Raw genomic sequence first — 22,877 nt, forward strand, 5'->3', positions numbered from 1 at the left:
TTGGCACGCTGTTGAGTTCTCAAGGTGCGGACGCTTCCTTCGTTCCTGTTTCCAGGCCCTCCGGGCGCTTCCTTCGTTTCCGACTCTATCAGATCCTTTCGGCGTCTGATTCCCAGTCAGAGGGGGTTGTCTTTCCGGCCGCTGGGCCGTTCCGACGAGTGAGACTTTAGCGGATTCCCCGCCCCCGATGCGAATCGGGGACTCGGCTCCTTCATTTCGCAAAAACGCACGGAAAGCAGAATGACGACGACGCACGAGGAATCGAGATCATCAGGCTCGTTGGTTCTTGCGGAATGGCCGTCCGGGGCCGACCGGAGTCGGTGCTCACGTCGGACAGCCCGCAGAACATTACGGATCGGGCGGGGCCGTGTCAACCCCGCAGGTCGGGCGACCCCTACGGGTGATCATGGCCGCAGGCTGGACACGACCTCGGCGGTGGCGGCCACGCCGTTCTGGATGGTGGGGGCCATGCTCGTGCCGGCCAGGAAGAAGCCGAGCAGGGCGCAGACGACCGCGTGGGTGACCTTGAGGCCACCGCTGCGCATGAAGATCACGGCCAGTACGAGGAGCAGCACCACGACGGATACGGAAACGGCCATCGCTCTCACGTCCTTCTTCTGCCGCACCGGAATTGCGGCGTTCGGCGGACAGTGTGGCGGAATGGGCGATCCGTCCGGGGGAACGGCAGGGCGGCCATCCGGGTGACAGGCGAAAGGATCATGCGCCGGGGCGGGGCAGGCAGTCCTGCCACTCCACCGTGCGGTCGCACCAGCGGTTCAGGAGGACGCGGTCGTGGCCGACGGCGAGGAGGCCGGCGCCGGTCCGTTCGCGGTAGGTCTCGACGGCGGCGACCAGGGCGGCCGTGGTGGAGGCGTCGAGCATGGCGGTCATCTCGTCGCAGACCAGCCAGCGGGGCTCCAGGCTGAGCGCCCGGGCGAGGCAGGCGCGCTGGAGTTGGCCGTCGCTGACCGCGTGGGGGCGGCGGGTGAGGAGCTCGGGGGTGAGGCCGACGGCGGGGGCCAGCTCGGCGACGCGGTCGGCGGCCTCCGCCTTGCGGCCGGTGGCGCGCAGGGGTTCGGCGATGAGGTCCGCCAGGGTGAGCCGGGGGTCGGCGGCGGTGCGGGGCTGCTGGAAGACGACGCCGACGGCGGTGCGCTGCGCGCGCGGGGCGCGGTGGCGCCAGGCGGTGACCTCGGTGCCGTCGAGGACGAGGCGGCCGGCGTCGGGCCGGTGGAGCAGGGCGGCGACCCGGGCGAGGGTGGACTTGCCGCAGCCGCTGGGGCCGAGGAGGCCGACGGCCTCGCCGGGGGCGACCGTGAGGGAGGCGCCGCGGAAGACCGGCCTGCGGGGTGCGTAGCCGGCGGTGACGGAGTCGAGTTCAAGCACGGGGACGCTCCGGGTGGTGGCAGGCCACACCGGCGCGGAGGGCCGGGGCGGTGGCGCAGAGGTCGGTGGCGCGGGCGCAGCGCGGGGCGAAGGCGCAGCCCTCGGGGAGGTCGGAGAGTTCGGGCGGCATGCCGGGGATGGGGGTGAAGGCGCGGTCGGGGAGGGCGTCGAGGAGGCCGCGGGCGTAGGGGTGGTCGGGTCCCGCGGTGCCGAAGAAGCGGTGGGCGGGGGCGATCTCGACGATCCGGCCGGCGTACATGACGGCGACGCGGTCGGCGATGCGGGCGGCGGCGGTCAGGTCGTGGGTGATGAGGAGGAGGCCGCGTCCGTCGTCGGCGTGGCGGCGCAGTTCGTCGGCGGTGCGTTCGACGAGGTCGCGGTCGAGGCCGGTGGTGGGTTCGTCGGCGAGGAGGAGCGGGGCGTCGCCGATGAGGGCGAGGGCGGTGGCGGCGCGCTGGGCGAGTCCGCCGGACAGCTCGTGCGGGTGGGCGTCGAGGTGGCTCGCGGGGAAGGCGGCGCGGGCCGCGGCGTCCTCGGCGGCTTTGCGGCGGCGGGAGCGCGGGGTGTCGGTGAGCGCCCGGACGGTCTCCTCCAGGTGGGCGCGGACGGTGCGGACCGGGGTGAGGTGGGCGGCGGGGCTCTGGGGGACGAGGCCGACGCGCCGGCCGCGTACGGATCGGGCGAGGGTCTTCTCGTCGGCGGCGAGGAGGTCGGTGCCGTCGAGCAGGGCCGTGCCGCTGGTCTCGGCGTTGCCGGGGAGCAGGCCGAGGAGGGCGGAGGCGAGGACGGACTTGCCGCAGCCGGACTCGCCGACGAGGGCCAGGCACTCCCCCGGTGCCAGGTCGAAGTCGGCGTCCGTGACGGCGGCGACGGTCCGTCCGCCGCGCAGCCGGAACCGGACGCTGAGCCCGCGGACGCTGAGCAGCGCGTCCTCGGCCCGTTCGGCGGTGACGGCGTCGAGGGCACGCGCGAGTCGGGCGTTCACAGCATCAGCTCCGATCGGCGGCGGGGGTTGAGGCGGTCGCGCCAGACGCCGGCGAGTCCGGCGATGGCGAGGGTGGGGACGATCAGGAGGAGGCCGGGGAAGAGGGTGGGCCACCAGTCGCCGGCGAGGAGGGAGGAGCGGGCGGACTGGACGAGGTTGCCGAGGCTGGCCTGGTGGCTGGGGAGGCCGAGGCCGAGGAAGGAGAGGGCGGACTCGTGCCACATGGCGTGCGGGACCATCAGGACGGCGGCGAGGCCGGCCTGGGGCAGGACCGCGGGGAGCAGGTGGCGGGTGGCGACGCGGCGGCGGGAGGCGCCGCCGGAGATGGCGGCCTCGATGTGGGGGCGGGTCCGGAGGGAGAGGACCTCGGAGCGGACGATGCGGGCGGTGGAGAGCCAGTGGGTGACCGCGACGGAGGCGATGACGGGCCAGACGCCGGGGCGGAAGAGGGCGACGACGAAGATGCCGAGGAGCAGGTGCGGTACGGAGGAGAAGGCGTCGACGAGGCGCATGAGGGTGCGGTCGGTCCAGCCGCCGAGGGCTCCGGCGGCCGCGCCGACGGCGGTGCCGAGGACGGTGGCGACGAGCGCGGCGACGAGGCCGACGAGCAGGGAGATCCGCAGGCCGTAGACGCAGCGCAGGAGGAGGTCGCGGCCGACGTCGTCGGTGCCGAAGGGGTGGTCCCAGGAGGGCGGGAGGAGTTTTCGGGAGAGGTCGACGGCCTGTTCGTCGAGGTGGACGAGCGGGGGGACGAGGAGGACGGCGAGGACGACGGCGCCGACGACGAGGGCGGAGGTCCACAGCCGGAGGCGGTGGGTGCGGGGGTCAGCCATCGAAGCCCACCCTCGGGTCGGCGAGGCCGTAGAGGAGGTCGGAGAGGAGGTTGCCGAGGAGGACGGCCGCGGTGGCGAGCACGGTGAGTGCGGCGAGCAGCGGGAAGTCGACGGCGGTGGCGGCCTGGACGGTGGCGGCGGCGATGCCGGGCCAGCTGAAGACGGTCTCCACGAGGAGGGCTCCGGTGATGAGTTCGGGTACGCGGGAGCCGATGAGGGTGAGCATCGGGAGCATGCCGGAGCGCAGGGCGTGGCCGGTGAGGACGGTCCGTTCGGCGAGGCCGCGGGCGCGGGCGCCGCGGACCGGGTCCTCGTCGAGGGCGTCGCCGACGCCCTGGCGGACGTAGAGGAAGAACCACGGCAGCTGGGAGACGCCGAGGACGAGGGCGGGCAGCACGAGGTGGCGGGCGACCTGGTCGGGGGTGACGGTGTCGCTGGCGGTGTCGGTGAGGCCGCCGGCGGGGAGGGCGCCGAGGTGGAGGGCGAAGAACCAGATGGCGAGGAGGCCGAGCCAGAAGGCGGGGGCGGCTTCCAGGGTGTACGCGAGGGCGCTGACGGCGCGGTCGAGGAGGCCGCCGCGGCGGCGGCCGGCGAGGACGCCGAGGAGGGTGCCGAGGGTGATCGCGACGAGGAAGGCGGTGACGGCGAGGAGGACGGACCAGCCGAGGCGTTCGGTGATGACGTCGGCGACGGGGCGGCGCATGACGGCGGAGTCGCCGAGGTCGCCGGTGGCGGCCGAGGTGAGCCATTCCCACCAGCGGGTGAGGAAGGGCTGGTCGACGCCGAGGTTGTGGCGGAGCTGGTCGAGGTTCTCCTGCGAGGCGGTGAGGCCGGCGGTGCCGGCGTACGCCTTGACGGGGTCGAAGGGGGAGGCTTCGGCGACCGCGAAGACGGCGAGGGTGACGCCGAGGAGGACGGGGACGGCGGCGAGGGCGCGCCGTCCCGTCATCCGGGCCATGGCCCCCCAGGGGAGGCGGCGGCTCACTTCTGGGTGTCTCCGGTCTTCTTGGGCTGCCAGGCTTCGACGTTCCACCAGGGGCCGGCGGCGAGGCCGTGGTCGTGGGGTTCGACCTGGGTGGTGAGGGGGGCGCCCTTGGCGTCGGAGGTCCAGGAGTCGTTCACGACGTAGAGGTGGTCGATGTGGGTGAGGAAGGTGTAGCCGGGGTTCTCGACGAGCTGTCGCTGGACGGTGTCGTACGCGGCCTTGCGCTTGGCCGGGTCGTTGGTGCGGCGGCCGTCCTCCAGGGCGCGGTCGACGGTCTCGTCGGCGTACTGGGCCATGTTGTTGAAGCCGTCGCCGGCGAGGGTGGACTTCAGGAGGAGGTACTGGTCGAAGTCGGGGTCGCCGGGCGCGCCGCCGCCGGCGAGGACCGCGTCGGTCTTCATGCGGGGTTCGATGACCTCCCAGGTGCCGGCCTGGGTCTTGATCTCGATGCCGGCCTTGCGGGCGTCGGAGGCGTAGGCGAGGGCGTGGTCCTGGCGGAGCTTGTCGCCGGAGAGGTACCAGAGGGGGAAGGAGGCGCGGACGCCGTTCTTGGCGCGGACGCCGTCGGGGCCGGGCTTCCAGCCGGCCTCGTCGAGGATCTTCTGCGCGCCGGCGAGGTCGTGGCGGCGCTCGGTTCCCTGGGCGAACCAGGGGCTGTCGGTGGGGACGGGGCCGTAGGCGGGCTTGCCGGCGCCTTCGAGGATCTTGTCGACCATGGTCTGGCGGTCGACGGCGATGTCGAGGGCGCGGCGGACGGCGGTGTCGCCGGCGACGGGGTTGTGGGTGGGGAGGGTGACCGTGCGGTAGTCGTAGGTCCTGGCGGCGTAGGTCCGCTTGGCCTTGTCGTTCTGGAAGCCGGCGGCGAGGTTGGGCGGGAGGATGGCGCCGTCGAGGTCGCCGGCGCGCAGGCGGGTGGCGCGGACGTCGTCGTCCTTGACGATCGCCATGGTGAACCGCTTCACCGCGGGGGCGCCGTTCCAGTACTTCGGGTTGGCCTTGAAGGTGAGCTTCTCGCCCTTGGACCAGCCGGTGAGGACGTAGGGGCCGGTGCCTATGGGGTGGGTGGTGAAGGCGCCGGTGTTGACGTCCTGCCGCGCGGCGACGTGTTCGGGGGCGATGGCGTGGACGGTGCGCTCGGCGAAGGGCGCGTAGGGGTACTTGAGGCGGAAGACCACGGTGTCGTCGCCGACGGCCTCGACGCTCTTGAGGGCGTCGAGTTCGGTGCGGGAGGGGTTGTTGGTCTTCGGGTCGAGGATCGTCCGGTAGGTGAAGACGACGTCCTTGGAGGTGAAGGGGGCGCCGTCGCTGAAGGTGACGTCGTCGCGGAGGGTGTACGTGTAGGTGAGGCCGCCGTCGCTGATGTGCGGGAGCGTGCGGGCGAGGGCCGGGCGGAGCTTCATGTCGGCGTCGAAGGCGAGGAGCCCGTCGAAGATCTTGGAGTTGCCGTCCTTGCCGTAGCCGAGAAGCGGGCTGAGGGTGTCGGGTTCGTAGGCGATGCCGACGACCGCGGAGTCCTTGGGGCCGCCGGTGCCGGCGGTGTCGGCGCCGGGGTTGGTGCAGGCCGCGGTCGCGAGGGCGAGCGCCCCCGTGATCAGCGCGGCGGTCGCGCGGCGGACGGGTCGGGCGGCCATCGGGTCCACACCCCTTTTTGAAGATCAACTGTTATTGCGAGCAGTTCGCAATTAAACCGCATGGGTGCGGCGGGGCCCCCGGTGGGGTAGGCCGCCCCGGAGATCGACGACACCGGGAGGGGACGATGGGCGACGGGTACGCGGACGGGGCGGCGGAGCGCGACGGGGCGGAGGGCCCGCTGAGTGCCGCCGAACTGTTCGACGGGGTGGGGATCGACTACGAGCGGGCGTTCGGGCGGCTGCCCGCGCAGCTCGCGGCGGTCGAGTGGCTGACCGGGCGGCTCCCCGCCGGCTCCCGGGTGCTGGACGTCGGCAGCGGCACGGGCCGGCCGGTCGCCGCGCTGCTCGCGGCCGCGGGGCACGAGGTGACCGGGATCGACGTCTCCCGGACGATGGTCGAACTGGCGCGGGAGCAGGTGCCCGGGGCGCGGTTCGAGCAGGTCGACGTCCGCGACCACACCCCGCCGGAGGAGGGGTACGACGCCGTGTGCGCCTTCTTCCCGCTGCTGATGATGGAGCGGAAGGAGCAGATCGCGGCCGTGCGCCGGATGGCCTCGTGGCTGGTGCCGGGCGGGCTGCTGGTGTCGGCGACGGTCCCGGCGGACGTCGAGGGCCTGGAGATCACCTGGATGGGGCGGCGGGCGCGGGTCTCCAGCTTCTCGGCCGAGGCGTACCTCGGGCTGCTGCGGGAGGAGGGCGGTCTGGAGGTGCTCCACCACGAGCTGTCGGTCTTCACGCCCGAGGTGCCGGGCGGGGAGCCGGAGGAGCACCTGTTCTGTTACGCGCGGCGCGGGGCGGGCGCGGGCGGGTGAGGCGCGGCGGCCGGGGCCCGTGGGTCCCCGGCCGCGCGTCGGCGGGTCAGGCCGGGGCGGGGAGGTCCACCAGGGCGGCGATCACGTCCTGGTGGTGGCCGGCCGAGCCGAGGGCGAGCTGGTCGGCCTTGGCCCGCTTGAGGGCCAGGTGGGCCGGGTGCTCCCAGGTCATGCCGATGCCGCCGTGCAGCTGGACGCACTCCTCGGCGGCGCGGACGGCGACCCCGGAGCAGTACGCCTGGGCGACGGACACCGTCAGTTCGGCGTCGGCCGCACCGGCGGCGAGGGCGTCGGCGGCGGCGCGGGCCGCCGCCCGGGCGCCGACGAGGTCCAGCCAGAGGTGGGCCATCCGGTGCTTGAGCGCCTGGAAGGAGCCGACCGGCCGGTTGAACTGGTACCGCTCCTTGGTGTGCCGGACGGTCTCCTCCAGGCACCACTCGGCGAGCCCCAGCTGCTCGGACGCGAGGAGGCCGGCGCCCGCGAGCAACCCCCGCCGGACGGCGGCGCGACCGGCTTCGGTGTCCGCGAGGCGGACCCCGTCGGCGTCGCGGGTGTCGACGAGGGCCAGCGGCCGGGTCAGGTCGAGCGAGGACTGGCGGGTGACCGTGGCGTCCGCGGCGTCGACGGCGTACAGGCCGTCGGGGCGCGGGACGAGGAGGACGTCGGCGGCGAGGGCGTCCGCGACGGCGGGGACGCGGCGTTCGGGGTCGATCGTCTTCCGCGGCGCGGTGGCGAAGGGCAGCGCGAGGACGGCGACGCGCTCGCCGCTCGCCAGCCGGGCGAGGAGTTCGGCCGCGGGGCCGCTGTCGGCGGCGAGGGCGAGCAGCGTCTCGGTCGCCACCACCGCGCTGGTGAGGTACGGGGCGGGGGTGACGGCCCGGCCGAGCTCCTCCAGGACCACGGCGGCCTCGCGGTGGCTCGCGCCCTGGCCGCCGAGCTTCTCCGGGACGAGCAGTCCGGCGGCGCCGATGCCGCCCGCGAGGGCCTCCCACAGGCCGGGGAGGTACGGGCTCGGCTCCTCGATCCGGTCGAGGACGGTCCGGGTGTCCGCCCGGTCGGCGAGCAGGGAGCGGACGGCGGCCCGCAGGTCGTCCTCGGTCTCGGAGTAGAGCAGATCCGGCTGCTGGGTCATCGGGCGAGGTCCTTCCAGGGGACGTCCTTGTCGTTGCGGGGCTCGGGCGGCAGGCCGAGGACGCGTTCGGCGACGATGTTGAGGAGCACCTCGGTCGTCCCGCCCTCGATCGAGTTGCCCTTGGAACGCAGGTAGCGGTAGCCGGCGTCGCGGCCGGTGAAGTCGACCAGGTCGGGCCGGACCATCGTCCAGTCCCCGTACAGAAGCCCCTCGTCGGCGAGGAGTTCCACCTCCAGGCCGCTGATGGCCTGGTTGAGGCGGGCGAAGCCGAGCTTCATGGCGCTGCCCTCGGGGCCGGGCTGGCCGGCGACGAGCTGCTGGCGCAGTCGCTCGCCGGTGAGCCGGGCCACCTCGGCGTCGACCCAGAGGTCGAGGAGCCGGCGGTGCAGGGCGTGGGTGCGCAGCTCGGGGCGGTCGCGCCAGACGCCGGCGGCCTTGCCGATCATGCCGCCCTCGCGGGGGATGCGGGCGCCGCCGATGGAGACCCGCTCGTTCATGAGGGTGGTCTGGGCGACCCGCCAGCCGTCGCCGACCTCGCCGAGGCGGTGCGCGTCGGGGATGCGGACGCCGGTGAGGAAGACCTCGTTGAACTCGGCCTCGCCGGTGATCTGGCGCAGCGGCCGGACCTCGACGCCGGGGTCGGTCATGTCGCAGACGAAGTAGGTGATGCCGCGGTGCTTGGGCTGCTCGGGGTCGGTGCGGGCGATCAGGATGGCCCAGCGGGCGGTGTGGGCGCTGGAGGTCCACACCTTCTGGCCGTCGACGATCCAGTCGCCGGTGGCCTCTTCGCGGACCGCGCGGGTGCCGAGGGCGGCGAGGTCGGAGCCGGCGCCGGGCTCGCTGAAGAGCTGGCACCAGACCTCTTCACCGGTCCACAGCGGCTTGAGGAAGCGGGACTTGACCTCGTCGGAGCCGTAGGCGAGGAGGGTGGGGGCGGCCATGCCGAGGCCGATGCCGATCCGGCGGGGGTCGTTGTCGGGGGCGCCGGCGGCGGCGAGTTCGGCGTCGACGACGGCCTGGAGGGAGCGGGGGGCGTCGAGTCCGCCGAGGCCGGCCGGGTAGTGGACCCAGGCGAGTCCGGCGTCGAAGCGGGCCCGGAGGAAGTCGAGCCTGTCGGTGGTGGCGGGCGGGTGTGCGGCGAGCAACGCCCGGGTGCGCGCCTGGAGTTCGGCGGCGTCGGTCATGCGCGGGCTCCTTCCGGGAGGACGACGAGGCGGCCGGTGGTGGTGCCGTCGGCGACGCGCTGGACGGCGTCGGCGGCGCCGGCGAAGGGGACGCGTTCGGCGACGAGCGGCTTGACGATCCCCTTGGCGGCGAGCGCGGTGAGGGTGTCGTGGCACTGGAGCACGGCGGCCGGGTCGCGCTGGGCGTAGAGGCCCCAGTGGAGGCCGAGGATCGCGTAGTTCTTCACCAGGGCGTGGTTGAGGGCGGGGGCGGGGATGGTGCCGCTCGCGAAGCCGACGACGACGATCCGGCCCTCGAAGGCGACGCATTTGGCGGACTGCTGGTAGGCGTCGCCGCCGACGGGGTCGTAGATCACGTCGGCGCCCCGGCCGCCGGTGGCGGCCTTGACGGCGGCGACGACGTCCTCGGAGCGGCGGTCGATCACCACGTCGCAGCCGAGGGCGCGGGCGACGGCGGCCTTGGCGGGGCCACCGACCACGCCGATGACGGTGGCGCCGGCGGCCTTGCCGAGCTGGACGGCGGCGCTGCCGACGCCGCCGGCCGCGGCGTGCACGAGCAGGGTCTCGCCGGCCTGGAGGGCGGCGCGCCGGTGGAGGCCGAACCAGCCGGTCTGGTAGCCGATGTGGAGGGCGGCGGCCTCGGCGTCGTCGAGGGCCTCGGGGGCCGGGAGGAGCGCCGCGGCGTCGGCGAGGGTGTGGTCGGCGAAGCCGCCGTGCGGGAGGGCGGCGGTGGCGATGACGCGGCGCCCGTCCCGGGTCTCGCCGCAGATCTCGACGCCGGGGGTGAAGGGCAGCGGGGGGCGGATCTGGTAGTGGCCGCGGCAGAGCAGCGCGTCGGGGAAGTTGACGTTGGCGGCGCGGACCTTGAGGAGGACCTGGCCGGGCCCGGGTTCGGGGACGTCCACCTCCTCGCGGCGCATCACCGCGCCGGGTTCGCCGTTCTCGTGCACTCGCCATGCCTGCATCCGTCGAGCCTCCGTCCGTACCGAGCGGTCGGTCGCATACTAAGCGGTCGCTTGTGCCGGACGGAACAGCTCGGCCGGACTTCTTGGATCAGCCGCGCCTCCCGGTTCGGCCGGACTTCCCGGGTCAGCCGGACTTCTTGGATCAGCCGGACTTCTTGGGCCGGGCCCGTACGTGCATCCGCTCGCCCTGCGGCCCGTACAGGCTGAGGAACTCCACCGGCCCGTCGGCGGTGGGCCCGAACCAGTGCGGCACCCGGGTGTCGAACTCGGCGGCCTCGCCGGCCGTGAGCACGACGTCGTGCTCCCCCAGGACGAGCCGCAGCCTCCCGGAGAGGACGTACAGCCACTCGTACCCCTCGTGCACCCGCGGGTCCGGCTGCTCGGCCGCCTTCTCCTGGATCACCTTGTACGCCTGCAGGCCGCCGGGCTGGCGGGTGAGGGGGTACATGGTGCGGCCGTGCCGGACGATCGGCCGGGCCCGCACCCGGGGGTCGCCGACCGGTGGCGCGCCGACCAGTTCGTCCAGGGGGACCTGGTGGGCGCGGGCGAGCGGGAGGAGCAGTTCGAGGCTCGGCTTGCGCTGCCCGGACTCCAGCCGGGAGAGGGTGGAGACGGAGATGCCGGTGGCGGCGGAGAGCTCGGCCAGGGTCACCCCGCGGTCGCGGCGGACGCGGCGCAGGCGGGGGCCGACCTCGGTCAGCACGGCGTCGATGCGGTCGTCGTCGGTCATGCGTCCAGTGTTGCAGAACCGGCAAGTTTCCTTGCCGTGATCGCGGCTTCCGGGTCACTCTCGCGGCATGAACGCACTCATGGACGAGAACACGTACGACGTCGTGGTGGTCGGCGGCGGGGCGGCCGGCCTCAGCGCCGCGCTGATCCTCGGCCGGTCCCGGCGCCGCACCCTGGTCGTCGACGCGGGCGAGCCGCGCAACGCGCCCAGCGCGCACCTGCAGGGCTATCTCTCGCGGGACGGGATGAGCCCGGCGGACTTCCTGGCGACCGGACGCCGGGAACTCCGCGCCTACGGGGTCGAGGTCCGCCCGGGCGAGGTGACGGCGGCGGTCCCGGACGGCGACGGCTTCGCCCTGACGCTCGCCGACGGCACCGCGACGGCCGCCCGGAGGCTGGTCGTGGCCACCGGCCTGGTGGACGAACTGCCGGAGATCGAGGGCCTGGCCGGACGGTGGGGCCGGGACGTGCTGCACTGCCCGTACTGCCACGGCTGGGAGGTCCGCGACCGGGCCTTCGGCGTCCTCGCGCACCCGGCGATGCCGGCGCATCAGGCGCTGATGGTGTCGCACTGGTCCCCCGACGTGACCCTCTTCCTGAACGGCGCCGAACTCGACGCACAGGACACGCGGCTGCTCGCCGCGGCGGGCGTCCGGACCGTGGAGGGCACGGTCGAGGCGATCACCGTCGAGGCCGACCGCCTCACCGGCGTCCGGCTGGACGGCGGCCGCACCGTCGGCTGCGAGGTGCTCTTCGCGGCGGGGACGCGGCTCCTCCCCCGTGACGGGGTGCTGCGCCAGCTGGGCGCGGAGGTGTACGAGACCCCGTTCGGCTCCTTCGTGAAGATCGACGAGACGGGCCGGACCAGCGTCCCCGGCGTCTGGGCGGCGGGAAACGTGACCGGCCCGAACGAACAGGTCGTCAACGCCGCCGCCACCGGCTACCGGGCGGGCGTGACGATCAACGGCGAACTCCTGATGAGCGATCTGGCGGCACGGGCGGACGGCTTGGGCGCCTGAGCGGGGTGGGGCGGACGGATGGCCGGGCCGCCCGCCGTCCCTCGGCGAACGGACAGGCGGCCAGGCGGTCGCTCGGCGAGCGGACGGGCCGGCGGCCCCCGGTCGGGCAGTCGACCCACCGGCCCCGCGGACCGGTGGTCGGTCGACCGGCCGCACCGGACGGTGCGCGGGCCGAGCTCCTGTCGGCCGCGCCGGTCACGGGCCGATCGGCCTGACTGAACCGTGCGCCGGCCTTCCTGACCGGTCCGCTCACCGGTAGGCCCGGCCGGCCCCTGCGCCGGTCGGATGAACCGTGGCGGCAGCGGTCGCGGGGGGTCGGTGGAGGACCGAGGATCGGCCATGGTGGCCGGAATCCGGCCCGGAGGCAGGACGACGGAAGGACGGCACCGACGCATGCTCGGCACCCAGTACACCCACGGCTCCCCCTGCTGGATCGACCTCGGCAGTCCGGACACCGCGGCGGCGGCGCGGTTCTACACCGCCGTCCTCGGCTGGGAGCACCGCTCGGCCGGCCCGGAGTCCGGCGGGTACGGCTTCTTCCAGCAGGACGGCGCGACCGTCGCCGCGCTCGGCCCGCTCACCGAGGAGGGCGCCCGCAGCGCCTGGACCGTCTACTTCCAGAGCACGGACGCGGACACCACCCAGATGGTGACGGCCGCCGAGGGCGGCCGGGTCCGGGTGCGCGCCATGGACGTGATGGACGCGGGCCGGATGGCCGCGCTCACCGACCCGGCCGGGGCCGAGTTCGCCGTCTGGCAGCCGGGGTCGGTGCGCGGCCTGGACCGCACCTCGTCGCGGAACACGCTCGTCTGGGTGGAGCTCCACACGCCCGACCCGGAGGCCGCGCTCGCCTTCTACAACTCGCTCTTCGAGTGGCGCTGGGCCGAGATGGAGGCACCCGGCATGACGTACCGGGTGATCTCCACCGCGGAGGGCGACCAGGAGGCCGCCTCCTTCGGCGGCGCCGCGGAACTCCAGGACTCCGGCGAGCGGTCCCGCTGGATCCCGTACTTCGAGGTCGAGGACGCCGACGCCACGGCGGACGCGGTGACCGCCTCGGGCGGCACGGTCCTGCTCCCGCCGGCGGACATCCCCGACGTGGGCCGCCTCGCCTGGTTCACCGACCCCGCCGGCGCCGAGTTCGCGGTCCTCAAGCCGTCGCCGATGGGCTGACCGGCCGGGCTCCCCCGGGGCCACCGTCGGTCTCCCCGCCGCGTCGTTCGGCGTTCCCCCGGTTCCGTCCGCTTCCCCCGGCGGACCCTAGCGCGGGAAGACCTCGAAGGTCACCGCCGGGCGGCCGCCGAAGCGGGCGGAGGCCCGGCTGGTGGTGGAGGTGACGAACTCGCGGACGTACTCCTCCGGGTCCTGGTCGGTCAGGGCCTCGATGTAGGCGCGGTGGCAGAGGAGCGAGGCGATCGCGCGGTCCAGGCCGGGGCCGGCGTCGACGGCGTGGGTGGGGGTGCTGGAGGCGGCGACGGCGACCCGGCGGACGCCGTCCCAGGGCTCCAGGCCGTGTTCGCCGAGTTCGGGGAAGATCCAGCGGTTGCCCGCGTCCGACGCCGCGTCGAGGGTGGCGCGGCCGACCGCCACGTGGTCGGGGGTGTTCCGGGGCGCGCCCGGCCCGTCGCCCCAGGTGTCGCGGTGGTTGAGGGTGATGACGAGTTCGGGGCGGTGGCGGCGGATCGCGGCCGCGATGTCGCGGCGCAGCGCGGTGCCATACTCGATGACGCCGTCGCGGTGGTCGAGGAACTCGACGGTGTCCACGCCGACGACCGCGGCGCTCGCCCGCTGCTCGCGCTCGCGCAGCGGGGCGCAGACGTCGGGGGCGAGCGTGTCGATCCCGGCCTCGCCCCGGCTGACCAGCAGGTAGACGACTTCCTTGCCGGCGTCGGTCCAGCTCGCGACGGCGGCCGCGCAGCCGTACTCCAGGTCGTCGGGGTGGGCGACGACGGCGAGGGCGCGCTGCCAGTCACCGGGCAGCTCGGGCAGGTCGGTGGCTTCGGTGTCGATCATGCCCGCAGGATACGGGCGGCGTCGGCCGCGGTGGGGCGGAACGCTCCGGCAAGGATGACGGAGCGTGAGACATGGCGGGGGCGGTCGGGGTTGAGGCCGCGCCGGGCCGCGAGGGCGACGGCGAGCCGCTGGGCGCGGACCAGGGCAGCGACCGGGTCGACGGCGTCGGCGGTGAACAGGGCGCCGGTGGACTCGACTTCCTCGCGGAGGCCGGCCGGGACGGGGCCGATGCACCAGACCAGGCTGGCCCGGTCGCTGACGCTGATCGGGCCGTGCCGGTACTCCATCGCCGGGTACGACTCCGTCCAGACGCGGGCCACTTCGCGGAGCTTGAGGGCCGCCTCGTCGGCGAGTCCGACGGTCCAGCCGGTGCCGAGGAAGGTGAACTGGCTGCGTTTCGCCCAGTGTTGCGGAAGGGGTTCGTAGAGGGCGAGTTCGGCGTCGGTGACGGAGGGGGCGAGGTCCACCCCGAGTCCGGCGCGCAGCAGTTGGAGGGCGGTGGTCGCGAACCGGGTCTGGACGACGGAGCGTTCGTCGGCGAAGGAGAGGTCGACGGCCCGGTCGGCGAGCCGGCCTGCGGGGCTGCCGGGGACTCCGGTGAGGACGAGGGTGGGCAGCCGTCCGGCGGCGCCGGCGAGGAGGTCGACGACCTCGGTGGTCGTGCCGGAGCGGGTGAGGGCCACGAGGCGGTCGTAGCCGCGGCCGAGCGGGGTCCGCTCGGAGGCGGGGAAGGCGTCGGTCTCACCCGCCCCCAGGGATTCCCGCAGGGCCGCGTAGGCGCGGGCGATCAGGTAGGAGGTGCCGCAGCCGACGACGGCGATCCGCTCGCCGGGCCGCGGCAGCAGGTCGGCGCGCGGCCCGGCGAGGGCGGCGGCGCGGCGCCAGCAGTCGGGCTGTCCGGCGATCTCGGCGGTGACGTGTGACGCTCTCATGCACCGAGTTGTAGCGCCCGGCGCCGGGGGCCGACCATGTGCGATCGGGGTCCGGCGCTTGGACTTTCCCGCGCGGACCCCAGCGCGTACCGGATCCGCATCCGGACCGGATCCGCCCCGACGCGGATCCGTCCCCGACCCGGATCCGTCGTCAGAGCTCGTCGCGGGAGAGCGCGAGCAGCCGGTCGAGGACGCGGGGGCCGCTGGCCCGTACCCCGTCGTGCTCGAACTCGTCGGTGACCCAGGTCCGCAGGCCGCGGACCGCGGCAGCGGTCTCCAGGGAGTGGGCGGTGTCGACGTACATGTCGTCGTGGTAGACGGCGGCGGCCACCGGCACCCGGTTGGCGGCGAGCGCCTCGGGGTCGTACAGCGGGGTCCAGTCGTCCCGCTCGGCGAGGAGTTCGGCGGTCTCGCGCAGCGGGCGGAGGGCGGGGTCGGTGGTGAAGTGCCAGGGGTGGATCGTCTCGCCGGTGAGCAGGACGGGCCGGCCGTCGGCGAGCGCCCCGGCGGCGTCGAACTCGGGGAAGTCGGCGCGGACCCGCTCGGCGGCCCAGCCGGTGGGACCCTGGCCCTGGGCGTAGATGGCCTCGTGGAGGACGGCGTAGAGCGGGTGCCCGGCGTACGAGAGGTGGGCCTGGACCTGCTCCAGGAACGCGTCGGCGAGGGCGGGCCCGGTGGGGGTCGGCACGAAGGCGCCCTCCAGCAGGTGGTGGAGCAGGTGGGTGCCGTCGCCGGAGCCGAGGAGGATGCCGAGGGACTGGAACGCCTCGACGGTGAGGAGGCCGCCGCCGGGGAGGGTGACCTCGTGGTCGAGGAGGTGGGCGGCGATCGCGCGGACGCGTTCGGCGTCGCGCGGGTAGCGGTCGAAGTGGGCCGCGTTCTTGCGCCGGACGCGCGGGTAGGCGGCGGCGTAGACGTCGTCCGCGGTGGCGTCGAGGGACGGCAGGCCGCCGGTGATCAGGACGCGCTCCAGGCCCTCGGGAGCGGTGGAGAGGTAGTGGACGGCGCAGAAGCCGCCGAAGCTCTGGCCGAGGACGGTCCAGGGGCCGCCGCCGGTGAGCCGGCGGCGGATCAGTTCGGCGTCCTTGACGATGGAGTCGGCGCGGAAGTGCGTGAGGTACGCGGCCTGGGCGGCGGCGTCGCCGCGCAGCGGCAGCGTCTGGCGGTTGGCGGGGGTGGAGCGGCCGGTGCCGCGCTGGTCGAGCAGGAGCACCCGGAACTCGCGGACGGCGCGGTCGATCCACGCCTGGCGGCCGATGAAGCGGCGGGCGCCGAAGCCGGGGCCGCCCTCCAGATAGAGCAGCCAGGGGCGGCGGTCGCGTTCGGCGGCGCTGAGGCCGGCGGCGGCGATCTCGCGTCCGTAGACCTCGATCTGCTCGCCGTCGGGGTGGGCGTGGTCGAGGGGGACGGGGAAGTGGTGGTCGGTGACGACGACGCCGGGCTGGCGATAGGTGGTCAACGGTGCTCCTGCTGCTGGTCCTGCTCTCCGTGCTCCCCCGCCCGCACAGTGGATCACAGTCCGGCTCCGGCCGCCCCACCGGCCCACCGGCCGTCTTCGGAGCAGCGTCGTCGGAGCCGTGTCACCGGAGCCGCGTCACCGCGCCTGCATCACCGCGATGACGTTGCCGGCGGGGTCGGTGAACCAGGCGATGCCCGCCGGGCCGCCGTCGCCCTCCCCGGGCCGGACGACGCCCTTGTCGTCGGCCTCGAACTCGGGGTAGCGCTCGAAGGTCGCGCCCCGGGCGACCAGGTCGTCGACGGCCCGGTCGATGTCGTCGACCTCGAAGTTGAGGACGGTGAAGGAGGCGGGGGTGTGGTTCTCCTTGGGGTAGACGAAGACCCGCGCCCCGCCCGGCAGGGTCAGGAACAGCATCCGCATGTCCCCGGTCCCGGAGTCCTCCACGGTCAGACCGAGCTGGTCGCCGTAGAAGCGCCGGGCGGCGTCCAGGTCGTCCACCGAGAAGCTGCTGTACGCCGTCGTCTCGCCGAACATGGTGTGCTCCCTTCCGGGGCCCCGGGCGGCGGGGCGCCCACCCTTCCAGGATCCGCCCGTTCGGCGCGGGGCGCTCAGGCACGCGCGGTCCCGGGCCGGGGGCGTCAGGGCGCGATCGGCAGCTGCCGCTTGTGCTCGGTGAGGTCGTAGCGGCGGACGATCGACGCGTAGGCGGCCTCGCCGACGGGCTTGCCCTCCAGGAAGTCGTCGATGTCGTCGTAGGTGACGCCGAGCGCGTCCTCGTCGGGCTTGCCCGGGTCCAGGGTCTCCAGGTCGGCGGTCGGGACCTTCCAGACCAGACCGGCCGGGGCGCCCAGCTCGGCGGCGACGGCGCGGACCCGCCGCTTGGTGAGGCCGGTGAGCGGGACGAGGTCGGCGGCGCCGTCGCCGAACTTGGTGAAGAAGCCGGAGACGGCCTCGGCCGCGTGGTCGGTGCCGACGACGAGGCCGTCCTGGGCGCCGGCGACCGCGTACTGGGCGATCATGCGCTGGCGGGCCTTGATGTTGCCGTGCACGAAGTCCTGGTGGTGGGCGTCGCGGAAGGTGACGCCGGCGGTGCGGGCCGCGTCGAGGGCGGCGTCGCTGGCGGCCTTCACGTCGACGGTGAGGACCTGGTCGGCGCGGATGAAGTCGAGGGCGGTCTGCGCGTCCTGCTCGTCGGCCTGGACGCCGTACGGCAGCCGCATGGCGTAGAAGGTGGCCTCGTGGCCGGCGGCGCGGGCGCGCTCGACGGCGAGCTGGCAGAGCCGGCCGGCGGTGGTGGAGTCGACGCCGCCGCTGATGCCGAGGACCAGCGAGCGCAGTCCGGTGGTGGTGAGGCGCTCGGCGAGGAAGGCCACCCGGCGCTCGATCTCGGCGGCCGGGTCGAAGGTCTCGGAGACCTGGAGCTCCCGGGCGATCTGCTGCTGGCGGGCGGTGGGCGCCGGGTCGGTCACGGAAGGCTCCTCGTCGGGACGGGTACGGGCGTCGCCTCCGACTCTACGGGGTGGCGGACGGGCCCCGGTGCTCCGGCTCCGGCTCCGGCCCCGGCTCCGGGGTGCAGAGCACCTCGACGCGCTGGACGAGGTTGTTGGCGAAGCCGCCGCGGTTCCAGGGCGCGGCGAGGGGCTGGACGCGGCCGGTGGCGTCGGTGGCGCGGACGGTGAGGTGGCGCAGGCCGGGGGTGGCGTTCCAGGTGGTGCGCCAGGCGGCCCAGGCCCAGGGGTGGGCGGGGTCGGGAACGACCTCGGCGTCGGTCCAGGCGGCGCCGCCGTCCTCGCTGACCTCGACGCGGACGACGGGTCCGTGGCCGGACCAGGCGCGGCCGGTGAGCGATACCGGGCCGGGGCGGACGACGCGGGCGCGGGTCATGAAGTCGGGGAAGCCGGGCGGGGCCATCAGGGCGCGGGGCACGATGAGGGTGACGGGGTCGCCGGGTTCGTCGGGCCGCTGCCGGAGACGGTAGGCGGCGGTCTGCTGGAAGCCGGTGTAGGGGGTGGCGGTGAGGGTGATCTCGCGCAGCCACTTCACCTGGGCCATGCCGTACCAGCCGGGTACGACGAGCCGCAGCGGGCTGCCGTGCTGGGGCGGCAGCGGGGCGCCGTTCATGGCGTACGCGACGAGCACGTCCCGGCCGGGGTCGGCGGCGGTGGCGAGCGGCAGGGAGCGGCGGTAGTCCTGCTCGACACCGCGCTCGACGCCGTGGTCGGCACCCGTGAACACGGCTTCGACGGCGTCCTCGGCGGGGCCGGCCGCGTCGAGCAGGGCGGCGAGCGGGACGCCGGTCCACTCGGCGGTGGAGACGGCCTCGACGAGCCACGGCTGGCTGACGGGCCGGGGCGTGAGCCGGGCCCGGCCGTTCCCGGCGCACTCCAGGGTGACGCGCCGGGTGACGGCCGGCAGGTCGCGGAGCGCGTCGAGGTCCAGGTCGAGCGGCCGCAGCACCCGCCCGCCGACGGTGAGCCGCCAGTCCTCGGGGTCGGTGTCGGGGATGTCGTAGTGGACGAGCACGTAGTGGAGGCCGGGCGGGGTGACGTCGTACCGCAGGGCCTCCAGCGGGAGTCCGTGATTGCGGGTGGCGAGGGCGAGTTCGTCGGGGCCGATCCCCTCGTCCGGTCCGGCGACCCGCGCCGGACCGCTGACGGCGCCGAGGTCTCCGGGGCTCCGGTCCATGTCTCCATGGTGCGCCGAGGGCGCCGCCGGCGCCCGGTCGACGCGGTCGGTCGCGCCGGGGCGCCATGTCCGGTCTGCGTGATCGGTCGCGCCGGGGGGGGTGTCCTGTTCGGTCCGGTCGATGTGGTCGGTCGCGCCGGGGGCGTCTTATTCGGTCGCGTGCCACGCCGGCGGCGTTGTAGTTTCGCGTCGCGTTCGCGCCTTCCGGTGCGCCCGGCTGCGGCTCCTTCCTATGACGGCACCACCTGTGACGCCGCCGCCACCTTCGATCTCGGAGGGCGCGTTCGCTCCGCCCCGTCGTGCCTTCGGTCCGGGGCCCGCCGTCGTCGGATCCGGGGGGATTCACTGCCTCGACACAGCCCGCGCGTCTCCAAACTCTGGCCCCGGATGCTGGTGGCGCCGCACATCGCGGCGACCGCGCGCTCGATGCCCGTCCGGCCTCCACGGGCCGCGCCCGGCCTCCCGCACACCTACGAAGGCGGCCCCGCGGTCGTGCGGCCGCCGCGCGAGGAGCTGTTCCTCCTCGCGGTCGGGAACTTCGTCGGACAGACGACCTTCTACGAGAGCGGCGCGGAGCGCGACGGCCGGTACGCGGCGCTGGTCGGCCGGCTCGCCGTCGAGGACCCCGAGTGGACCGCCGGCCTGCTCCGCTGGCTCCGCGACGAGGGCGCGGTGCGCACGGCGGCGCTGGTCGGCGCCGCCGCGTTCGTCGGGGCCCGGCTCGCGGCCGGCGCGACGGGCGGCCCGTCGAACCGCGGCGTGATCGACTCGGTCCTGCGCCGTGCCGACGAGCCGGGCGAGCTGCTGGACCACTGGACGCGGACGTACGGGCGGAACGTGCCGAAGCCGGTGAAGCGGGGCGTGGCCGACGCCGTGCGGCGCCTGTACACCTCCCGGTCGCTGCTGAAGTACGACACCCCGCAGCGGGCGTTCCGGTTCGGGGACGTGCTGAACGTGGTGCACGCCGTGCCCGATCCGGCGAAGCCGTGGCAGGGGGAGCTGTTCCGGTACGCGCTCGACCGCCGCCACCGGGCCGCCGCGGCCGCGCCGCCGGCCGGCGACCGGCTGCTGTCCGCCCGCCGGGGGCTGGTGGAGCTGCCGGTGGCGGAGCGGCGGGCGGTGGTGACGGCGCCGGACGGCGCCGCGCGGCTGGCCGGGGCGGGCATGACCTGGGAGGCGCTGGCCGGCTGGCTCCAAGGGCCGCTGGACGCGGCGGTGTGGGAGGCGGTGATTCCGTCGATGGGCCCGATGGCGCTGCTGCGGAACCTGCGGAACTTCGACGAGGCGGGCGTCTCGGACGAGGTCGCGGCCGGGGTCGCGGCGCGGATCGCGGACCCGGAGGAGGTGGCCCGGTCGCGGCAGTTCCCGTTCCGCTACCTGGCCGCTCACCGGGAGGTGCCGTCGTCGCGCTGGTCGGCGGCCCTGGAGGCGGCGCTGGGGCACTCGCTGGGCCGGGTGCCGGTGCTGCCCGGGCGGACGCTGGTCCTGGTGGACCGGTCCGACTCCATGTTCTGGGACACGCTCTCCGCGCGCTCCCGGCTGACCAGGGCGGACGCGGCGGCGGTCTTCGGGGTGGCGGTGGCGCGGCGCGCGGAGCGGGCCGACCTGGTGGAGTTCGGCTGGACCAGCCGGGCGGTGGCGTTCCGCCCGGACGAGCCGCTGCTCGACGTAACCGGCCGGTTCCGGCGGCTGGGCGGCACGCACACCGCGAAGGCGCTGCGGGAGCACTACGACGGGCACGACCGGGTGCTGGTCGTCACCGACGAGCAGTCGGGCCCGCTGTACGGGCCCGCCGTGCCGTCGCCGGTGCCGCGATCCGTCCCGATGTACACGTGGAACCTGGCGGGCTACCGGCCCGCCGGGGGCGAGACGGGCCGGCGGCGGTACACCTTCGGCGGTCTGACGGACGCCGCCTTCCGGATGGTCGGCCTGGTCGAGGCGGGCGCGGAGGCCGGCTGGCCGTGGACGGCGGAAGTGTCGGTCGAGGACGCCTGAGGTGCCGCGGGCACCGGGCGGCGGGGCGGGTCAGGGGCCGTCCGCGAGGGCGCGGTCGAGGCCGGACTGGGGGAGGTCGGTGAGGGCGCGGAGGAAGATCTCCTCGTAGGCGGGTTCGCCGAGGGTGGCGCGGACGCCGGCGGTGTAGTGGGCGTGGAGGGCGCGCAGCCCGGGGAGGCCGCGGCGGGGCTGGCCGGTGGCGCGCCAGTACGCCTCGCCGGTGCCGGAGACGTCGGCGGCGCGTGCGCCGTCGCCGGCGGCGGCGTAGGCGGTGGCGAGGACGTCGAGGCCGAGGGCGACGCCGAGGCCGGCGCCGAGGGCGCGGGTGCCGGCGAGCATGGCGCGGGCGTGGGTCGCGGCGGCGCCCGGGTCGCCCTCCAGGAGGCCGGTGAGGGCGAGCTGGTACTCCAGGGCGGTGCGGGTCCAGTGTTCGTCGAGGGTGTCGCAGAGGGCGCGCAGGGCGAGGGCCTCGGGGCGGGCCTCGGCGAGCCGGCCGAGGCCGGTGAGGGCGAAGACCCGGACGAGGTGGCAGCGCAGGGTGGCGGCGGAGTCGGCCGGGCGGCCGCGGGCCGAGGCGAGGACGTGGTCGACGACGACGAGGGCGGCCCGGGCGCGGCCGGTGGAGAGGGCGAGGAGGCCGGCGAGGGCGGCGGCGTCGAGGGTGAGTTCGCCGGGGCCGTACGGCTCCGGGGCCGTCCAGGGCCGCTCGGGCGGGTGCTCGGTGTGGCGGGCCTCGCGGGCGCAGCGTTCGCTGACGGCCTGGGCGGGGTGGAGGTCGCCCTGGAGGACGAGGGTGACGCCGAGGGCCCACAGGGCGCGGGTGCGGGCGCGGCCGCGGGCGTCGCTGAGCAGGAGGGCCTGTTCGAGGCCGTCGCGGGCCTCGCGGAGCCGGCCGCGGCAGGACCAGGCGAAGGCGACGGAGCCGACGAGGTCGAGGGCGGCGTCGGGGTCGGTGCGCAGCAGGTGGTCGAGGGCGGTGCGCAGGTCGGTGTGGTGGGTGTCGACGGCGCGGTACCAGTGGAGCTGGCGGCTGCCGTGCCAGGCGGTGGGGCCCTGTCCGGCGAGGGCGCGGAAGTGGGCGGCGTGGCGGTCGGCGACGGTGCCGGTCTCGCCGAGCCGGTCGAGCCAGCCGGCGCCGTACTCGCGGATGGTGTCGAGGAGCCGGTGCCGGCCGGCGGTGTCGGCGGGGCGGACGACGGAGGCGCGGACGAGCCCGTCGAGGGCGGCGGGCTGGGTGTCGGGGGTGAGGGGGCCGCCGGTGCAGACGGCGGCGGCGGTGGCGAGGTCGAAGGGGCCGCGGAAGACGGAGAGCCGGGCCCAGAGGAGCCGTTCGAGGGGGTCCGCGAGCTCGTGGCTCCAGCCGATGGCGGCGCGCAGGGTCTGGTGGCGGGCGGGCCAGACGCGGTCGGGGTGGGCGAGGAGGTCGAAGCGGGCGTCGGGGGGTGCGGTGAGGCGGCTGCCGAGCTGGTCGCGGACGGCTTCGGCGCCCTGGAGGCGGATCTGGGCGGCGGCGAGTTCCAGGGCGAGGGGTATGCCTTCGAGGCGGACGCAGATCTCGCCGGCGGGGCCGGTGGCGGGGAGGTCCTGCCCGGTGGCGGCGCGCAGGAGGGCGAGGGCGTCGTCGCCGGTGGGCGGGAGCGGGTCGAGGGCGACGGTGTGTTCGCCGGGGACGCCGAGGGGGCGGCGGGAGGTGGCGAGGACGGTGAGGCCGGGGGCGGCGTCGAGGAGTTCGGCGACGAGCCGGCCGCAGGCGTCGGTGAGGTGGTCGCAGCAGTCGAGGACGAGGAGGAGCCGGGTCCCGGCGAGCCGTCGGCGCAGGGCGCCGGAGTCGGTGCCGGGGGTGTGGTCGGCGAGGTCGACGGAGTCGGCGACGAGGGCGACGAGGAGCCGTTCGCCGTCGAGCTGTCCGAGGTCGGCCCACCAGGCGCCGTCGGGGTGGTGGTGGCGGACGCGGTGGGCGGCGCGCAGCGCGAGCCGGGTCTTGCCGACCCCGCCGACGCCGGTCACGGTGACGAGGCGGTGCTCCGCCAACGCGGCGGTGAGGCGCTTCAGTTCCGTGCGGCGGCCTGCGAATCCCGGGTTGTCGTCCGGTAGATGTCCACGCACGGGAGCAGTGTCCTACAGGTCCGCGC

21 protein-coding genes are annotated in these 22,877 nt (G+C 75.2%); 4 read left to right on the forward strand and 17 right to left on the reverse strand.

Annotated features, from left to right (window positions below; all coding sequences use genetic code 11):
* Nucleotides 1-404 precede the first annotated feature (404 nt).
* The 6 genes from ACFW1I_RS20185 to ACFW1I_RS20210 form a co-directional block, all read right to left on the reverse strand.
* A complete protein-coding gene (locus ACFW1I_RS20185; protein WP_360609816.1) occupies nucleotides 405-599 on the reverse strand; it encodes a hypothetical protein in 195 nt (64 codons plus the stop codon).
* A 118-nt stretch (nucleotides 600-717) separates the two neighbouring features.
* Complete coding sequence (locus ACFW1I_RS20190; RefSeq protein ID WP_384671689.1) at nucleotides 718-1,386, reverse strand: ABC transporter ATP-binding protein; 669 nt, start codon at nucleotides 1,384-1,386, stop codon at nucleotides 718-720.
* Nucleotides 1,379-2,371, reverse strand: a complete 993-nt coding sequence (locus tag ACFW1I_RS20195) for an ABC transporter ATP-binding protein (protein ID WP_384671693.1) — start codon at nucleotides 2,369-2,371, stop codon at nucleotides 1,379-1,381. The genes ACFW1I_RS20190 and ACFW1I_RS20195 overlap by 8 nt, the downstream gene beginning before the upstream one ends.
* Complete coding sequence (locus ACFW1I_RS20200) at nucleotides 2,368-3,204, reverse strand: ABC transporter permease (RefSeq protein WP_384671695.1); 837 nt, start codon at nucleotides 3,202-3,204, stop codon at nucleotides 2,368-2,370. Before ACFW1I_RS20200 ends, ACFW1I_RS20195 begins: the two co-directional genes overlap by 4 nt.
* A complete protein-coding gene (locus ACFW1I_RS20205; RefSeq protein WP_384671698.1) occupies nucleotides 3,197-4,189 on the reverse strand; it encodes an ABC transporter permease in 993 nt (330 codons plus the stop codon). Before ACFW1I_RS20205 ends, ACFW1I_RS20200 begins: the two co-directional genes overlap by 8 nt.
* Complete coding sequence (locus ACFW1I_RS20210) at nucleotides 4,186-5,820, reverse strand: ABC transporter substrate-binding protein (RefSeq protein WP_384671700.1); 1,635 nt, start codon at nucleotides 5,818-5,820, stop codon at nucleotides 4,186-4,188. Before ACFW1I_RS20210 ends, ACFW1I_RS20205 begins: the two co-directional genes overlap by 4 nt.
* A 125-nt stretch (nucleotides 5,821-5,945) precedes the next feature.
* Here ACFW1I_RS20210 and ACFW1I_RS20215 point away from each other — a divergent pair, with 125 nt between their 5' ends.
* Nucleotides 5,946-6,632, forward strand: a complete 687-nt coding sequence (locus tag ACFW1I_RS20215; RefSeq protein ID WP_384671702.1) for a class I SAM-dependent methyltransferase — start codon at nucleotides 5,946-5,948, stop codon at nucleotides 6,630-6,632.
* 46 nt (nucleotides 6,633-6,678) lie between these two features.
* On the opposite strand, the gene ACFW1I_RS20220 is transcribed toward ACFW1I_RS20215, so the two are convergent.
* The 4 genes from ACFW1I_RS20220 to ACFW1I_RS20235 form a co-directional block, all read right to left on the reverse strand.
* Nucleotides 6,679-7,764 carry an acyl-CoA dehydrogenase family protein gene (locus ACFW1I_RS20220; RefSeq protein WP_384671703.1) on the reverse strand — a complete coding sequence of 362 codons (1,086 nt, stop codon included), beginning with the start codon at nucleotides 7,762-7,764 and terminating at the stop codon, nucleotides 6,679-6,681.
* Complete coding sequence (locus ACFW1I_RS20225; RefSeq protein WP_384671705.1) at nucleotides 7,761-8,948, reverse strand: acyl-CoA dehydrogenase family protein; 1,188 nt, start codon at nucleotides 8,946-8,948, stop codon at nucleotides 7,761-7,763. Before ACFW1I_RS20225 ends, ACFW1I_RS20220 begins: the two co-directional genes overlap by 4 nt.
* Complete coding sequence (locus tag ACFW1I_RS20230; RefSeq protein ID WP_384671707.1) at nucleotides 8,945-9,913, reverse strand: NADPH:quinone oxidoreductase family protein; 969 nt, start codon at nucleotides 9,911-9,913, stop codon at nucleotides 8,945-8,947. Before ACFW1I_RS20230 ends, ACFW1I_RS20225 begins: the two co-directional genes overlap by 4 nt.
* Before the next feature lie 142 nt (nucleotides 9,914-10,055).
* Nucleotides 10,056-10,643, reverse strand: coding sequence for a helix-turn-helix domain-containing protein (locus ACFW1I_RS20235; RefSeq protein ID WP_384671710.1), 588 nt, complete (start codon nucleotides 10,641-10,643; stop codon nucleotides 10,056-10,058).
* Nucleotides 10,644-10,710: 67 nt separating this feature from the next.
* Here ACFW1I_RS20235 and ACFW1I_RS20240 point away from each other — a divergent pair, with 67 nt between their 5' ends.
* Entirely contained in the window at nucleotides 10,711-11,661 is a 951-nt protein-coding gene (locus ACFW1I_RS20240; RefSeq protein WP_384671713.1) for an NAD(P)/FAD-dependent oxidoreductase, read from the forward strand.
* Nucleotides 11,662-12,054: 393 nt separating this feature from the next.
* Nucleotides 12,055-12,834, forward strand: coding sequence for a VOC family protein (locus ACFW1I_RS20245; RefSeq protein WP_384671716.1), 780 nt, complete (start codon nucleotides 12,055-12,057; stop codon nucleotides 12,832-12,834).
* 87 nt (nucleotides 12,835-12,921) lie between these two features.
* Here the strand turns inward: ACFW1I_RS20245 and ACFW1I_RS20250 are convergent, their stop codons facing one another.
* From ACFW1I_RS20250 to ACFW1I_RS20275, 6 genes are all read right to left on the reverse strand, one after another.
* On the reverse strand, nucleotides 12,922-13,674 hold the full coding sequence (locus ACFW1I_RS20250; RefSeq protein ID WP_384671719.1) for a PIG-L deacetylase family protein: 753 nt from the start codon (nucleotides 13,672-13,674) through the stop codon (nucleotides 12,922-12,924).
* Entirely contained in the window at nucleotides 13,671-14,606 is a 936-nt protein-coding gene (locus ACFW1I_RS20255) for an SIS domain-containing protein (RefSeq protein WP_384671722.1), read from the reverse strand. The genes ACFW1I_RS20250 and ACFW1I_RS20255 overlap by 4 nt, the downstream gene beginning before the upstream one ends.
* Nucleotides 14,607-14,757: 151 nt before the next feature.
* Nucleotides 14,758-16,065, reverse strand: coding sequence for an alpha/beta fold hydrolase (locus tag ACFW1I_RS20260; RefSeq protein WP_384671724.1), 1,308 nt, complete (start codon nucleotides 16,063-16,065; stop codon nucleotides 14,758-14,760).
* 135 nt (nucleotides 16,066-16,200) lie between these two features.
* Nucleotides 16,201-16,599 carry a VOC family protein gene (locus ACFW1I_RS20265; protein ID WP_384671726.1) on the reverse strand — a complete coding sequence of 133 codons (399 nt, stop codon included), beginning with the start codon at nucleotides 16,597-16,599 and terminating at the stop codon, nucleotides 16,201-16,203.
* Nucleotides 16,600-16,703: 104 nt separating this feature from the next.
* The gene (gene nadE / locus ACFW1I_RS20270) at nucleotides 16,704-17,534 is read right to left on the reverse strand and encodes an ammonia-dependent NAD(+) synthetase (RefSeq protein ID WP_384671728.1); all 831 of its coding nucleotides are present in this window, start codon (nucleotides 17,532-17,534) and stop codon (nucleotides 16,704-16,706) included.
* A gap of 43 nt (nucleotides 17,535-17,577) precedes the next feature.
* Nucleotides 17,578-18,750 carry a sulfite oxidase gene (locus ACFW1I_RS20275; RefSeq protein WP_384671730.1) on the reverse strand — a complete coding sequence of 391 codons (1,173 nt, stop codon included), beginning with the start codon at nucleotides 18,748-18,750 and terminating at the stop codon, nucleotides 17,578-17,580.
* 387 nt (nucleotides 18,751-19,137) lie between these two features.
* Between ACFW1I_RS20275 and ACFW1I_RS20280 the strand changes: the two genes are divergently transcribed.
* The gene (locus ACFW1I_RS20280) at nucleotides 19,138-20,745 is read left to right on the forward strand and encodes a TROVE domain-containing protein (protein WP_384671732.1); all 1,608 of its coding nucleotides are present in this window, start codon (nucleotides 19,138-19,140) and stop codon (nucleotides 20,743-20,745) included.
* A gap of 30 nt (nucleotides 20,746-20,775) precedes the next feature.
* Here ACFW1I_RS20280 and ACFW1I_RS20285 read toward each other — a convergent pair whose 3' ends face one another.
* Nucleotides 20,776-22,851: an ATP-binding protein gene (locus ACFW1I_RS20285; protein WP_384671735.1), complete on the reverse strand. Its 2,076-nt coding sequence runs from the start codon at nucleotides 22,849-22,851 to the stop codon at nucleotides 20,776-20,778.
* Nucleotides 22,852-22,877 lie beyond the last annotated feature (26 nt).

This window comes from Streptomyces sp. NPDC058955, from assembly GCF_042741435.1.
Classification (GTDB): Bacteria; Actinomycetota; Actinomycetes; order Streptomycetales; family Streptomycetaceae; genus Streptomyces.

Coding starts and splice junctions, on each gene's coding strand:
- ACFW1I_RS20215 (WP_384671702.1), top strand. CDS start 5,946: ATGGGCGACGGGTACGCGGACGGGGCGGCGGAGCGCGACGGGGCGGAG.
- ACFW1I_RS20220 (WP_384671703.1), bottom strand. CDS start 7,764: ATGACCCAGCAGCCGGATCTGCTCTACTCCGAGACCGAGGACGACCTG.
- ACFW1I_RS20200 (WP_384671695.1), bottom strand. CDS start 3,204: ATGGCTGACCCCCGCACCCACCGCCTCCGGCTGTGGACCTCCGCCCTC.
- ACFW1I_RS20245 (WP_384671716.1), top strand. CDS start 12,055: ATGCTCGGCACCCAGTACACCCACGGCTCCCCCTGCTGGATCGACCTC.
- ACFW1I_RS20240 (WP_384671713.1), top strand. CDS start 10,711: ATGAACGCACTCATGGACGAGAACACGTACGACGTCGTGGTGGTCGGC.
- ACFW1I_RS20225 (WP_384671705.1), bottom strand. CDS start 8,948: ATGACCGACGCCGCCGAACTCCAGGCGCGCACCCGGGCGTTGCTCGCC.
- ACFW1I_RS20275 (WP_384671730.1), bottom strand. CDS start 18,750: ATGGACCGGAGCCCCGGAGACCTCGGCGCCGTCAGCGGTCCGGCGCGG.
- ACFW1I_RS20255 (WP_384671722.1), bottom strand. CDS start 14,606: ATGAGAGCGTCACACGTCACCGCCGAGATCGCCGGACAGCCCGACTGC.
- ACFW1I_RS20280 (WP_384671732.1), top strand. CDS start 19,138: ATGCTGGTGGCGCCGCACATCGCGGCGACCGCGCGCTCGATGCCCGTC.
- ACFW1I_RS20230 (WP_384671707.1), bottom strand. CDS start 9,913: ATGCAGGCATGGCGAGTGCACGAGAACGGCGAACCCGGCGCGGTGATG.
- ACFW1I_RS20265 (WP_384671726.1), bottom strand. CDS start 16,599: ATGTTCGGCGAGACGACGGCGTACAGCAGCTTCTCGGTGGACGACCTG.
- ACFW1I_RS20210 (WP_384671700.1), bottom strand. CDS start 5,820: ATGGCCGCCCGACCCGTCCGCCGCGCGACCGCCGCGCTGATCACGGGG.
- ACFW1I_RS20235 (WP_384671710.1), bottom strand. CDS start 10,643: ATGACCGACGACGACCGCATCGACGCCGTGCTGACCGAGGTCGGCCCC.
- ACFW1I_RS20185 (WP_360609816.1), bottom strand. CDS start 599: ATGGCCGTTTCCGTATCCGTCGTGGTGCTGCTCCTCGTACTGGCCGTG.
- ACFW1I_RS20250 (WP_384671719.1), bottom strand. CDS start 13,674: ATGATCGACACCGAAGCCACCGACCTGCCCGAGCTGCCCGGTGACTGG.